Source organism: Pseudomonas sp. CH235 (assembly GCF_004368175.1).
GTDB lineage: Bacteria > Pseudomonadota > Gammaproteobacteria > Pseudomonadales > Pseudomonadaceae > Aquipseudomonas > Aquipseudomonas paraglycinae.
In genome coordinates, this window is sequence record NZ_RRZJ01000013.1 from 94,383 (window position 1) to 107,821 (window position 13,439).

At 61.3% G+C, this 13,439-nt stretch carries 14 protein-coding genes; 13 read left to right on the forward strand and 1 reads right to left on the reverse strand.

What is annotated here, in order from left to right:
• The first annotated feature begins 74 nt into the window (after positions 1–74).
• The 9 genes from EIY71_RS15850 (at position 75) to flhB (ending at position 7,161) form a co-directional block, all read left to right on the forward strand.
• A complete protein-coding gene (locus tag EIY71_RS15850; RefSeq protein ID WP_085747107.1) occupies positions 75–1,436 on the forward strand; it encodes a flagellar hook-length control protein FliK in 1,362 nt (453 codons plus the stop codon).
• 312 nt (positions 1,437–1,748) lie between these two features.
• Positions 1,749–2,252 (forward strand): flagellar basal body-associated protein FliL, encoded by a 504-nt coding sequence (gene fliL, locus EIY71_RS15855; protein WP_007951946.1) that lies wholly within the window; start codon positions 1,749–1,751, stop codon positions 2,250–2,252.
• Positions 2,253–2,261: 9 nt separating this feature from the next.
• Entirely contained in the window at positions 2,262–3,230 is a 969-nt protein-coding gene (gene fliM, locus EIY71_RS15860; RefSeq protein ID WP_003222890.1) for a flagellar motor switch protein FliM, read from the forward strand.
• 57 nt (positions 3,231–3,287) lie between these two features.
• Positions 3,288–3,746, forward strand: coding sequence for a flagellar motor switch protein FliN (gene fliN, locus EIY71_RS15865; RefSeq protein WP_007951948.1), 459 nt, complete (start codon positions 3,288–3,290; stop codon positions 3,744–3,746).
• Positions 3,747–4,205: a flagellar biosynthetic protein FliO gene (fliO, locus tag EIY71_RS15870; protein ID WP_134022261.1), complete on the forward strand. Its 459-nt coding sequence runs from the start codon at positions 3,747–3,749 to the stop codon at positions 4,203–4,205.
• Positions 4,205–4,963 (forward strand): flagellar type III secretion system pore protein FliP, encoded by a 759-nt coding sequence (fliP, locus tag EIY71_RS15875; protein WP_039765605.1) that lies wholly within the window; start codon positions 4,205–4,207, stop codon positions 4,961–4,963. The genes fliO and fliP overlap by 1 nt, the downstream gene beginning before the upstream one ends.
• Positions 4,960–5,229, forward strand: a complete 270-nt coding sequence (gene fliQ, locus EIY71_RS15880) for a flagellar biosynthesis protein FliQ (RefSeq protein WP_007951951.1) — start codon at positions 4,960–4,962, stop codon at positions 5,227–5,229. Before fliP ends, fliQ begins: the two co-directional genes overlap by 4 nt.
• A gap of 3 nt (positions 5,230–5,232) precedes the next feature.
• Positions 5,233–6,018, forward strand: coding sequence for a flagellar biosynthetic protein FliR (fliR, locus tag EIY71_RS15885; RefSeq protein ID WP_102717471.1), 786 nt, complete (start codon positions 5,233–5,235; stop codon positions 6,016–6,018).
• Positions 6,019–6,021: 3 nt separating this feature from the next.
• On the forward strand, positions 6,022–7,161 hold the full coding sequence (gene flhB, locus EIY71_RS15890; protein ID WP_134022263.1) for a flagellar biosynthesis protein FlhB: 1,140 nt from the start codon (positions 6,022–6,024) through the stop codon (positions 7,159–7,161).
• Between the two features lie 118 nt (positions 7,162–7,279).
• Here flhB and EIY71_RS15895 read toward each other — a convergent pair whose 3' ends face one another.
• On the reverse strand, positions 7,280–7,654 hold the full coding sequence (locus tag EIY71_RS15895; RefSeq protein ID WP_134022265.1) for a DUF6124 family protein: 375 nt from the start codon (positions 7,652–7,654) through the stop codon (positions 7,280–7,282).
• A gap of 527 nt (positions 7,655–8,181) precedes the next feature.
• On the opposite strand from EIY71_RS15895, the gene flhA reads away from it, so the two are divergent.
• The 4 genes from flhA to fliA all read left to right on the forward strand — a co-directional run bounded on the left by flhA (position 8,182) and on the right by fliA (position 13,344).
• On the forward strand, positions 8,182–10,311 hold the full coding sequence (gene flhA, locus EIY71_RS15900) for a flagellar biosynthesis protein FlhA (RefSeq protein WP_102686052.1): 2,130 nt from the start codon (positions 8,182–8,184) through the stop codon (positions 10,309–10,311).
• A gap of 11 nt (positions 10,312–10,322) precedes the next feature.
• The gene (gene flhF / locus EIY71_RS15905; RefSeq protein WP_064594406.1) at positions 10,323–11,663 is read left to right on the forward strand and encodes a flagellar biosynthesis protein FlhF; all 1,341 of its coding nucleotides are present in this window, start codon (positions 10,323–10,325) and stop codon (positions 11,661–11,663) included.
• Positions 11,664–11,776: 113 nt separating this feature from the next.
• Positions 11,777–12,607: a flagellar synthesis regulator FleN gene (gene fleN / locus EIY71_RS15910; protein ID WP_003222917.1), complete on the forward strand. Its 831-nt coding sequence runs from the start codon at positions 11,777–11,779 to the stop codon at positions 12,605–12,607.
• Entirely contained in the window at positions 12,604–13,344 is a 741-nt protein-coding gene (fliA, locus tag EIY71_RS15915) for an RNA polymerase sigma factor FliA (RefSeq protein WP_011333070.1), read from the forward strand. The genes fleN and fliA overlap by 4 nt, the downstream gene beginning before the upstream one ends.
• The last annotated feature ends 95 nt before the right edge of the window (positions 13,345–13,439 follow it).

Here is a 13,439-nt window from a genome sequence, read left to right on the forward strand (position 1 = left end):
GACGAAACTGGCCCGGCACTTGCAGTCATCTATCCCAACTGTACCTACGATCCCAGTGCAGCGGAGACCGTGCCATGCCTGCAAGCCCCAACATTCTTCTTCAGACCGCCGCCCAGGCCAAGGCGCAAGCTGCCTCGTCCAAATCATCGGCAGTGGCCGCAGAGCCCGGGGACAAGGCCTCCAGCTTCGCTCAGGTGTTCGCCGATCAAGGCCCGAACAAGCCCTCGGTGAGCGTCGACAATTCGGCAAAGCCTGCCCGTGACAAGGTGGCTGACAACAGCGGCAAGAAAGACCTCGGCAAGGATCAGTCTGCCGCCCCGGAGCCGGCGGTTGCCGATAGCGGCAAAGCCTTGCCCGCCGACAAATCGGCGACGGCGGCAACGGACGACAAGACCGCTACTGATGATGAGACTGCCGATACCGCAACGACTCCTGTTGTCGACACAGCACCGGTGGATCCGGCACTGGTGGCGGCGGTAGAACCTGTCGTTACCGCACCGGTAGCCGCCACCCCTGTCGTCGATACCGCTGCGAAACCGGAAACCGATCAACCTGCCGTGGCGGCATTGCCGGGTATGGTCAAGGATCCGGCGCCGGCCACTGATCCTGCTTTCGACCCCGAGGCGGATCCGCTGGATTCGCTGCCTGCCGTGCGCATGGCCATGGAGCAGAGTGGTCACATTTCCGCTTCCAGTCAGTCCCAGCCCAAGGCCACCCCGGCCCAGACTCAGGCTGACGGCGAATTGACCTCGGCGCAGACCTTCGCTGCCGGCATGGCCAGCATGCTCGATGTGCAGGCTGACAAGGACAGCACCAGTCAGGGCGGTGAGAAGGCGTTCAGCGGCCTGATCGATGACGGCCTGAAAGACCTGAAGACCGCCACAAGCGACACTCGTGTCGATGATTTCGCCAACCGTCTGGCGGCGCTGACCCAGGCTGCCACGCCGAAAACCGCCAACGCGGTGCCGGTGAACCAGCCGATTGCCATGCACCAGAACGGCTGGACCGAAGAAGTGGTCAACCGGGTCATGTACCTGTCGAGCAACAACCTGAAGGCGGCTGACATCCAGTTGCAACCGGCCGAGCTCGGACGTCTGGATATCCGGGTGAACATGGTCCCGGACCAGCAGACCCAGGTGACCTTCATGAGCGCGCATCCGAGCGTGCGTGAAGCCCTCGACGGTCAGATGCACCGCCTGCGGGACATGTTCAATCAGCAAGGCATGGGGCAGGTCGACGTCAACGTGTCCGACCAGAATCGTGGCTGGCAGGGCCAAGGCCAGGAACAGGCGCAGCAGGGGCAGAGTGGTCGCACCAGCGCTGCCGGCGGTCGCCTGGATTCGGCTGAAGAAGAGTTGACCCCGACGGCTGTCGCTGAAGCCGCGGCCACCGCCACTCACGTGATCGGCTCCAGCGCCGTCGACTACTACGCCTGATCAAATCAAAAGCCCCTCACCCTAGCCCTCCCGAAACGTCGGACCGCCCGGAGGGAGAGGGAACTGATTGGGGGATGCCCGGATGCTCGCTAACCTGATTGTTTTGAGCTGAATCCAAATCGACTCGATGCTTCAGGTCGACATATCACGAAAAGACAACTCGATCGGCCCCCTCTCCCTCCGGGAGAGGGCTGGGGTGAGGGTTGCTTTTGACTTTAGTGTTGTCACCACGACTCCCGACACTTCTGGCATAACACTTGCTCTTGCCTTGCCGTGCGACTGTGAAAACCCGATTAGTGACGGATTATTGGCATGGCGAAGAGCGAAGCTGCAGCAGTAAAAGACCCCGCAACCAAAGGCAAACTCAAGATGATCATTGCGATCGTGCTCGGGTTGCTGCTGGCCATCGGCGCATCTGTGGGGGCGACCTGGTTCTTCATGCACAGTGCCCAGAGCAAGCCCGAGGCGGCGGCCGAAGCGGCCCCGGTCGGCAAGCAACCGGCGATTTTCGAGCCGATGGCGCCGGCCTTCGTGGCCAACTACAACCAGAACGGCCGTCAGCGCTACATGCAGGTGAGCATCACCATGCTGGCGCGCAATCAGGCGGATCTGGAAGCGCTCAAAGTGCACATGCCGGTGATCCGCAACAACCTGGTGATGCTCTTCTCCGGTCAGGATTTCGCCACGCTGGCGACCCCGGTCGGTCAAGAGATGTTGCGCCAGAAGGCCACAGCCAGCGTCCAGGAAGTGGCGCAGAAAGAGCTGGGCAAAGTGGTGATCGAACAGTTGCTTTTCACTAATTTCGTACTGCAGTAGGAACACGACATGGCCGTGCAGGATCTGCTGTCCCAGGATGAAATCGACGCGCTGTTGCATGGTGTCGACGATGGTCTGGTACAGACCGATAACGCTGCCGAACCCGGCAGTGTCAAAAGCTACGACCTGACCAGCCAGGATCGCATCGTCCGTGGACGCATGCCGACTCTGGAAATGATCAACGAGCGTTTTGCCCGCTACACCCGCATCAGCATGTTCAACATGCTGCGCCGCTCGGCGGACGTTGCCGTCGGTGGCGTACAGGTGATGAAGTTCGGCGAATACGTGCACTCGCTGTACGTGCCGACCAGCCTCAACCTGGTCAAGATCAAACCCCTGCGCGGCACCGCGCTGTTCATCCTCGACGCCAAACTGGTGTTCAAACTGGTGGACAACTTCTTCGGCGGCGATGGCCGTCACGCCAAGATCGAAGGGCGTGAATTCACCCCGACCGAACTGCGCGTGGTGCGCATGGTGCTGGAGCAGGCGTTCGTCGATTTGAAAGAAGCCTGGCAGGCGATCATGGAAGTCAACTTCGAGTACATCAACTCGGAAGTGAACCCGGCCATGGCCAACATCGTCGGCCCGAGCGAAGCGATCGTGGTTTCCACGTTCCACATCGAACTCGACGGCGGTGGCGGCGATCTGCACGTGACCATGCCGTACTCGATGATCGAGCCGGTGCGCGAAATGCTCGATGCCGGTTTCCAGTCGGACCTCGACGACCAGGACGAGCGCTGGGTCAACGCCCTGCGCCAGGACGTGCTCGACGTCGACGTGCCGATCGGTGCCACCGTGGCTCGCCGCCAGTTGAAACTGCGCGACATCCTGCACATGCAGCCGGGTGACGTGATTCCGGTCGAGATGCCGGAAGACATGATCATGCGCGCCAACGGCGTGCCGGCCTTCAAGGTCAAGATGGGCTCGCACAAAGGCAACCTTGCGTTGCAGGTTATCGAGCCGATCGAGCGCCGCTGAAGCGGCGCCCTCACTCCCTGATTCTTTTACCGGTTTTTTGCCCGCCGAGGACAAATGATGAACGACGATATGAACACCCAGGACGATCAGGCACTGGCCGATGAATGGGCTGCCGCCCTGGAAGAAACCGGTGAAGCCGGGCAGGCCGACATCGACGCGCTGCTGGCCGCCGATGCAGGTGCTTCGAGCTCCAACCGTCTGCCGATGGAAGAGTTCGGCAGCGTGCCGAAGAACAACGATCCGGTGACCCTCGACGGTCCGAACCTCGACGTGATTCTCGACATCCCGGTGTCGATCTCGATGGAAGTGGGCAGCACCGACATCAACATCCGCAACCTGCTGCAACTCAACCAGGGTTCGGTGATCGAGCTTGATCGTCTGGCCGGCGAGCCGCTGGATGTGCTGGTCAACGGCACCCTGATCGCTCACGGTGAAGTGGTTGTGGTCAACGAAAAGTTCGGCATCCGTCTGACTGACGTGATCAGCCCGAGCGAACGCATCAAGAAGCTGCGCTGAGTGAAAAAGGTTCTGGGGGCTTTGTTCGGTCTGGCGCTGGCCTTGCCGTTCAGCGTGCTGGCGGCCGAGCCGGTGGCGGCAAATGCGGCCACTGCTGCGCCGGCCGTCAACAGCGGCGTGGCCGGACAGCTGACGCAACTGGTGCTGGGTTTGTTGCTGGTGCTGGGGTTGATCTTCTTCCTCGCCTGGCTGTTGCGCCGGGTGCAGCAGGCAGGTCCCGCCGGCAAGGGCCAGGTGATCGAGCTGATAGGCTCCCGCGCGCTCGGGCCGCGTGACCGTCTGATGCTGGTGCAGGTCGGCAACGAGCAGATTCTGCTCGGTCTCAGCCCCGGAACCATCACTGCGTTGCACGTGCTCAAAGAGCCGGTCGAGGTGCCGAGCACCGCCGACAAAGCGACTCCGGAATTTGCCCAGCATCTGTTGAAGATCCTCGGCAAGGATCAGAAGGATAAGAAGTAATGGGTGCGTTGCGCATCGTCTTGACCCTGGCCTTGATGTTGGCCGCGCCGCTGGCATTCGCCGCCGATCCGTTGTCGATCCCGGCGATCACTCTGGGTACCAACGCCGAGGGCGCGCAGGAGTACTCGGTCAGCCTGCAGATCCTGCTGATCATGACGGCGCTGAGCTTCATTCCGGCCGCCGTCATCCTGATGACCAGTTTCACCCGGATCATCATCGTCTTCTCGATCCTGCGTCAGGCCCTGGGCTTGCAGCAGACACCGTCGAACCAGATCCTCACCGGCATGGCACTGTTCCTGACGCTGTTCATCATGGCACCAGTGTTCGACCGCGTGAACAACGATGCCTTGCAGCCGTACCTCGCGGAAAAGCTGACGGCCCAGCAGGCGGTGGAAAAGGCTCAGGTGCCGATCAAGGACTTCATGCTCGCCCAGACCCGCTCCAGCGATCTGGAGCTGTTCATGCGCCTGTCCAAGCGCACCGACATCGCCACTCCGGATGCTGCGCCGCTGACGATTCTGGTGCCGGCGTTCGTGACGTCTGAACTGAAGACCGCGTTCCAGATCGGCTTCATGATCTTCATCCCGTTCCTGATCATCGACCTGGTGGTCGCGAGCGTGCTGATGGCGATGGGTATGATGATGCTGTCGCCGCTGATCATTTCCCTGCCGTTCAAAATCATGCTGTTCGTGCTGGTGGATGGCTGGGCGCTGATCATCGGCACCTTGGCCAGCAGTTTCGGAGGTGTATCGCCATGACGCCAGAAGTAGCGGTCGACATCTTTCGCGAGGCCCTGTGGCTGACCACCATGATGGTGGCGATCCTGGTGGTGCCGAGCCTGCTGGTGGGCCTGCTGGTGTCGATGTTCCAGGCCGCCACCCAGATCAACGAACAGACCCTGAGCTTCCTGCCGCGTCTGCTGGTGATGCTGGTAACGCTGATCGTCGCCGGCCCGTGGCTGGTGCAGACGTTCATGGAATACATCACTCAGCTGTACAAAAACATTCCGATGGTCATCGGCTAAGCCATGCAATCGCTGCTTCAGTTGACCGATACCCAGATCAGTACCTGGGTGGCGTCGTTCATGCTGCCGATGTTTCGCGTCGCCTCGATGTTGATGGTGATGCCGGTCTTCGGAACCACGCTGGTGCCCCGGCGGATCCGTCTGTATTTCGCCTTCGCGATCACCGTGGTGATCACGCCCAACCTGCCGCCGATGCCGGCGGTCAGTCCTCTGGACCTCAGCGGCCTGCTGCTGATCGCCGAGCAGATTCTCGTTGGCGCGGTGCTGGGTTTCTCCTTGCAGTTGTTCTTTCAGGCCTTTGTGGTGGCGGGGCAGATCGTCGCGATCCAGATGGGCATGGGCTTCGCGTCGATGATCGACCCTACCAACGGCGTGTCGGTGGCGGTGATCGGGCAGTTCTTCACGATGCTGGTGACCTTGCTGTTCCTGTCGATGAACGGGCACCTGGTGGTCTTCGAAGTGCTCACCGAAAGCTTCACCACGCTGCCGGTCGGCGGCGGGTTGATGACCACGCATTACTGGGAGCTGGCGGGCAAACTCGGCTGGGTACTGGGTGCCGCGTTGTTGCTGGTGCTGCCGGCGGTCACTGCGCTGCTGGTGGTCAACATCGCCTTTGGCGTGATGACCCGGGCCGCGCCGCAGCTCAACATTTTCTCCATCGGCTTTCCGCTGACCCTGGTGCTCGGCCTGTTCATCGTCTGGGTCGGGTTGGCGGACATTCTCAATCAGTATCAACCGCTGGCTACTGAGGCCCTGCAGTTTTTACGCGAACTGGCAAAGGCGCGCTGAGTCATGGCTGAGAGCGAAAGCGGTCAGGACAAAACAGAAGACCCCACGGAGAAGCGCAAAAAGGACTCCCGGGAAAAGGGTGAGATTGCGCGCTCCAAGGAGCTCAACACCCTGGCGATCATGCTCGCCGGCTCTGCCGCGCTGCTGATTTTTGGCGGGATGCTGGCGCAGGAATTGATGGACCTGATGCGCCAGAACTTCACGCTGTCGCGGGAAGTGATCATGGACGAGCGCTCCATGGCGACGTTTCTGATGAGCTCCGGATTGCAGGCATTGCTGGCGATTCAGCCGATCATGATCACCCTGTTGCTGGCGGCTTTCCTCGGGCCGATCGCGCTGGGCGGCTGGCTGTTCGCCGCCGGTTCGCTGGCCCCCAAGTTCAGCCGGATGAACCCGGCGGCAGGCCTCAAGCGGATGTTCTCGATGAAGGCCGTGGTCGAGCTGCTCAAGGCGCTGGCCAAGTTCCTCATCACGCTGGGTGTGGCGCTGGTGGTGCTCAATGCGGACATCGATGACCTGCTGCGCATCGCCCACGAGCCGCTGGATCGGGCGATCATTCACAGCTTGCAACTGGTGGGCTGGAGCTCTCTGTGGTTAGCCTGCGGTTTGATCATCATCGCGGCCGTCGATGTACCCGTGCAGATCTGGGAGAGCATCAAGAAGCTCAAGATGACCAAGCAGGAAGTGCGCGACGAGCACAAGGACCAGGAAGGTCGGCCGGAGGTCAAACAACGGATTCGCCAGGTCCAGCGCGAGATGTCGCAGCGGCGGATGATGGCGGCGATTCCGGATGCCGACGTGGTCATCACCAACCCGACCCACTACGCCGTGGCGCTCAAGTACGACGCCGAGAAGGGCGGGGCGCCGATGCTGCTGGCCAAGGGCAGCGACTTCCTGGCGCTGAAGATTCGCGAAATTGCCGTGGCCAACAACGTCATGCTCCTCGAATCGCCAGCGCTGGCGCGTTCGATCTATTACTCCACGGAGCTGGAAGAAGAAATCCCCGGCGGCCTGTACCTGGCGGTCGCTCAGGTTTTGGCTTACGTCTACCAGATCCGCCAGCACCGCGCGGGCAAGGGCAAGTTCCCGGAACCGCTCAAGGACGACCTGCCGATCCCGCCGGATCTGCGGCGCGATTCCTGATCGTGATCAAACAAAAAAACCGCCATCCGGTTGAATCCGGTGGCGGTTTTTTTATGCCTGATGACCTGTGTTGCCTGCTCGCGAAGGCGTCAGCCGCCACGACACCTCTCTCAAGCCTTTACGCGGAAGTCTGCGTCGACGGTATTTCCAGATTATCCAGCACCCGATTCACTGCCAGTTCCCCGAGCATGATCAGTTGCGCAATACCCACCAATGTCCTGCGCTGGGAGGCGGGCATGAGGTGGGTGAAGTCATTGACGATGGTTCTGGCGGAAGCCAGCGTTTCGCAGGCATCGGCCAGCAGCTCTTCGTTTTTGAAGTCCGCGGTGACGGCGTACATTCTGCGGGTCTTGCGCGGTGGTGGCGTGGAGCCGGGCGGGCAGAGATAGTGATCAAGAGCGCGGTCGGCGGCTTCGTGAAGCTTTCTGGAATCGGCGGATTCGTAGGGCGAGGCGGGGTCGGTTACGGGTGGGTTGGGTGTTGGTTTGATCATGGTGAAGCTCCTGAGGTTATGGAGCCACTTTCCCCTGTCGCTAAACAAGTGAAGGTGGCAGCTGTACGCAGGTTAGCGAACCGGTCTCAGGCACCCCGGTAGACCCAAAGGTCTCCCGCATACAGCCGCCATAACGTAATTGCGGACGAAGAGTCCCACAACGAAGCCATGAACGCTGATGCGCTGAGAAAGTTCGAGTCGCTAAACCCGATCGCTGATTCGTCAGCGACCGATCCACAATAGAACCCGACCCCACAGCGCACAAGCCGGCGGATTCTGGCGTAGCCGTAGGCAACGACGCAAGGATTCGTAGCCTGTAAGGCGTGTCTGAAGGTGTCTTTTAAACACCTGAGTTTAAAAGGCGCTTTTTGCTGAACTCTTGCGAAGGAAACATCCCGCCCAGCAGAAAAACCACGCCCAAACCCCTCTGTTTCAATCATCGGCAAAAGTTGGAAGGCTTCTTGCAGTAGCCGCCGTGCGCCCGCTCTGGGCGTCAAAAGTTTGCTTTAAAGGAACGGGGAAAACCGGTGGATCGCTCTCAGTTATTCAACACTGCTCGCTCGAATGTTGCCGACCTCAGTCGAGGCAATCTGGGTGTGCCGCTGTTGCTGCTGGTCATGCTGGCGATGATGATGTTGCCGGTGCCGCCGTTCCTGCTCGACGTGTTCTTCACCTTCAACATTGCCCTGTCGATCGTCGTGCTGCTGGTCTGCGTGTACGCCTTGCGGCCGCTGGATTTCGCGGTGTTCCCGACGATCCTGCTGGTGGCGACGCTGCTGCGGCTGGCGCTGAACGTGGCGTCGACGCGGGTGGTGATGCTCCACGGTCAGGACGGCCACGCCGCCGCCGGTAAGGTGATCCAGGCTTTCGGTGAGGTGGTGATCGGCGGTAACTACGTGGTCGGTATCGTGGTCTTCGCGATCCTGATGATCATCAACTTCGTCGTGGTAACCAAGGGGGCCGGCCGGATCTCCGAAGTGAGCGCGCGTTTCACCCTCGATGCGATGCCCGGCAAGCAAATGGCGATCGACGCCGACCTCAACGCCGGTCTGATCGATCAGGCCCAGGCCAAGGCCCGTCGTTCTGAAGTTGCCCAAGAGGCAGAGTTCTACGGTTCGATGGACGGTGCCAGCAAGTTCGTACGCGGTGACGCCATCGCCGGTCTGCTGATTCTGTTCATCAACCTGATCGGCGGCATGGCTGTCGGTATCTTCCAGCACAACATGACTTTCGCTGACGCCGGCAAGGTTTACGCCTTGCTGACCATCGGTGACGGTTTAGTGGCGCAATTGCCATCACTGTTGTTATCTACAGCTGCAGCGATCATGGTGACCCGTGCTTCCGGCTCGGAAGACATGGGCAAGCAGATCAATCGCCAGATGTTCGCCTCGCCCAAAGCGCTGGCGGTGGCTGCCGGTCTGATGGCGGTCATGGGCCTGGTGCCGGGCATGCCGCACTTCTCGTTCCTGACCATGGCTGCGCTGGCTGCCGGTGGCGCTTACCTGTTCTGGAAGAAGCAGAACGTGGCCAAGGTCATCGCGCTGGAAGAGGTCAAGCGTCAACAGGAACTGCTGCCGTCGCCAGCCCGCGCCATGGAAACCAAGGAGCTGGGCTGGGACGACGTGACCCCGATCGACATGATCGGCCTGGAAGTCGGCTACCGCCTGATTCCGCTGGTGGACCGCAACCAGGGCGGGCAATTGCTGGCGCGGATCAAGGGCGTGCGCAAGAAACTCTCGCAGGATCTGGGCTTCCTGATGCCGACCGTGCACATCCGCGACAACCTCGACCTGGCGCCGAGCGCCTATCGCCTGACCCTGATGGGCGTGATCCTGGCCGAGGCCGAGATCTACCCGGATCGCGAACTGGCGATCAACCCGGGGCAGGTCTACGGCACGCTCAACGGCATTACCGCCAAAGATCCGGCTTTCGGCCTGGAGGCGGTGTGGATCGAGGTCAGCCAGCGTGCCCAGGCGCAATCGCTCGGTTACACCGTGGTCGATGCCAGCACCGTGGTTGCGACCCACTTGAACCAGATTCTGTACAAGCACTCCAGCGAGCTGATCGGCCACGAAGAAGTGCAGCAATTGATGCAATTGCTGGCCAAGAGCTCGCCGAAACTGGCCGAAGAGCTGGTGCCCGGCGTGGTCACGCTGTCGCAACTGCTCAAGGTGTTGCAGGCGTTGCTGGCCGAGCACGTGCCGGTGCGCGATATCCGCAGCATTGCCGAAGCCATCGCCAACAATGCCGCCAAGAGTCAAGATACCGCCGCTTTGGTGGCCGCTGTGCGGGTCGGCGTATCCCGCGCCATCGTCCAAAGCATTGTAGGGACTGAGTCGGAGCTGCCAGTTATCACGCTGGAGCCAAGGTTGGAACAAATATTGCTCAATAGTCTGCAGAAGGCAGGACAAGGCTCGGAAGAGGGCGTTCTGCTGGAGCCGAGCATGGCCGAGAAGCTGCAGCGTTCGCTGATCGAAGCGGCGCAGCGCCAGGAAATGCAAGGTCAGCCGGTGATCCTGTTGGTAGCAGGCCCGGTACGCGCGATGCTCTCGCGCTTTGGTCGCCTGGCAGTTCCCGGACTGCATGTGCTGGCCTACCAGGAAATTCCGGACAACAAGCAAGTGACCATCGTTGCGACAGTAGGGCCCAACGGCTGAGGTAGTGGTTTATGCAAGTTAAGCGTTTTTTCGCCGCCGATATGCGTCAGGCCATGAAGCTGGTTCGTGATGAGCTGGGCGCTGATGCCGCCATCATTGGCAACCGCCGCATTGCCGGCGGCGTCGAGCTGACGGCGGCGCTCGATTACAAACTGTCGGCGCTGGCCCCGCGTGTTCCGAACATGGAACTCGAGGATGAGCTGCGCAAGACCCAGTCGCGCATCGTCACCGCCCAGGCCGAGCTGAGCCTGCGTGGCGAAGCCGACGGCAACACCAATCGCCAGTTGTTCGCCGGGCTGCCGTTGACGGCCGGCCTGCCGCTGACCGCTGCCGAGCCGCTGACTGAGCCCACTTACGAGGCGCCGGCCCGCCCAGCCCCGGCGCCTGCACCGGCCGCCGCTGGCGTCGACCCGCGTGCACTGGATTCGATGCGTTTCGAACTCAACAGCCTGCGCGAACTGATGGAAGTGCAACTCGGCACCCTGGCCTGGAACCAGCTGCAAGGCAGCCGTCCGGCTCAGGCCAATCTGTACCGTCGTCTGCAACGCATCGGTTTGTCCGGCCCGCTGTCCCGGGATCTGCTGTCGATGATCACCGAGATCGACGAGCCTCGTCAGGCCTGGCGCATGCTGCTGGCGCACCTTGCGCGGATGATAGCCGTACCGGAAGTCGAGCCGCTGGAAGAGGGCGGGGTGATTGCCATGGTCGGCCCGGCCGGCATGGGCAAGACCACCACCCTGGCCAAGCTGGCCGCCCGCTACGTGCTCAAGTACGGCGCGCAGAACATCGCGCTGGTGAGCATGGACAGTTTCCGTATCGGCGCGCAGGAGCAGCTCAAGACGCTGGGCCGCATCCTCAATGTGTCGGTGACCCATGTCGATCCGGGCCAGTCCCTGGTGCAGGCGCTGGATCCACTGCTGCGCAAACGCGTGGTGCTGATCGATACCGCCGGCCTGCAAGCCAGCGATCCGGCCCTGCGCATGCAGCTGGAAAGTCTGGCCGGTCGTGGCATTCGCTCAAAAAATTATCTGGTCCTGGCAACCACCAGCCAGAAACAGGTTCTAACCGCCGCTTATCACAGTTACAAGCGTTGCGGGCTGGCCGGCTGCATCCTGACTAAACTGGATGAGACGGCAAGCCTTGGCGAAGTGCTGAGCCTGGCGATCAGTCACGAACTGCCGGTCGCCTACCTGACCGATGGGCCGCGTATTCCGGATGATCTGCATCTGCCGCGCCGTCATCAACTGGTCAGCCGCGCCGTCAGCGTGCAAATGCAGGAAGAACCCAGCGAAGAAGCCATGGCTGACATGTTCGCTGATATCTACCACAGTCCGACCAAGCAGGTTGGCTGAGGTAATGAACCGTTTTTGTACCTACATCGATGGTCTGCCATGCATTGTTCCGGTTGTGAACGCGCAGCCAGTAATGTGGCCTCCGTCTATGCAAGACAAGGTAAAGAAATAACATGGGCAGCATGCATCCCGTACAGGTGATCGCGGTGACCGGCGGCAAAGGTGGCGTCGGCAAGACTAATGTGTCAGTGAACTTGTCCCTGGCGCTGGCAGAGCTTGGCCGTCGGGTCATGCTGCTGGACGCCGACCTGGGGCTGGCGAACGTCGACGTTCTGCTGGGCCTCACACCCAAACGCACCCTGGCCGACGTGATCGAAGGCCGCTGCGAGCTGCGCGACGTGCTGTTGCAAGGCCCCGGCGGGATCCGCATCGTGCCGGCCGCTTCCGGCACCCAGAGCATGGTTCACCTGAGCCCGGCCCAGCATGCCGGCCTGATTCAGGCGTTCAGCGACATCGGCGACAATCTCGACGTACTGGTGATCGACACCGCTGCGGGCATTGGTGACTCGGTAGTCAGTTTCGTGCGCGCAGCGCAAGAAGTGTTGCTGGTGGTCTGCGACGAGCCGACCTCGATCACCGACGCCTACGCGCTGATCAAACTGCTGAACCGCGATTACGGCATGAATCGCTTCCGCGTCCTGGCCAACATGGCCCAGAGCCCGCAGGAAGGTCGCAACCTGTTCGCCAAGTTGACCAAGGTCACGGATCGCTTCCTCGACGTCGCCCTACAATACGTCGGCGCGGTGCCCTACGACGAAAGCGTGCGCAAGGCGGTGCAGAAGCAGCGTGCGGTCTATGAAGCCTTCCCGCGTTCCAAGTGCGCACTGGCGTTCAAGGCGATCGCACAGAAGGTCGACACCTGGCCGCTGCCCGCCAACCCGCGCGGCCACCTCGAATTTTTCGTCGAGCGCCTCGTGCAGCAAACGGCAGGACCTGTGCTATGACCGCCAGCGGTATGAATTTCTACAAGAAGTCGGCGCGTGACGCGCAGTACGAGCTGATCGAGCGTTACGCGCCACTGGTCAAACGCATCGCCTACCACTTGCTGGCGCGATTGCCGGCCAGTGTGCAGGTCGAAGACCTGATCCAGGCCGGGATGATCGGCCTGCTCGAAGTCTCGACCAAATACGACGCCAGCAAGGGCGCCAGTTTTGAAACGTACGCGGGCATCCGGATCCGCGGTGCGATGCTCGATGAAGTCCGTAAGGGGGACTGGGCGCCACGCTCGGTTCACCGCAATACCCGTATGGTCAGCGACGCAATTCGCTCGATTGAAGCTAAAACCGGCCGTGACGCTAAAGATCACGAAGTTGCGGCCGAACTCCAATTGAGTCTCGACGATTACTACGGGATTTTGAACGACACCCTGGGCAGCCGGCTGTTCAGTTTCGACGACCTGTTGCAGGACGGCGAACACGAAGGGCTGCACGAGGATGGCGCCAGTGCTCATCTGGAGCCGTCGCGCGATCTGGAAGACGAACGTTTCCAGGCCGCGCTGGCGGACGCGATTGCCAATTTGCCGGAGCGTGAGCGACTGGTGTTGGCGCTGTACTACGACGAAGAGCTGAACCTCAAGGAGATCGGTGAAGTCCTTGGCGTCAGTGAATCGCGGGTCAGCCAGTTACACAGCCAGTGCGCGGCCCGCTTGCGGGGGCGTTTGGGGGAGTGGCGAGCGCGCTGAAGGCAGTGTGGGGACACTGCGAACGAGGCTGGTGCGGTGGTGAACGGCACCGGTCTTGCTCTGTTGTGCTCCAGACAGTCATCGAGTGTTTTGCC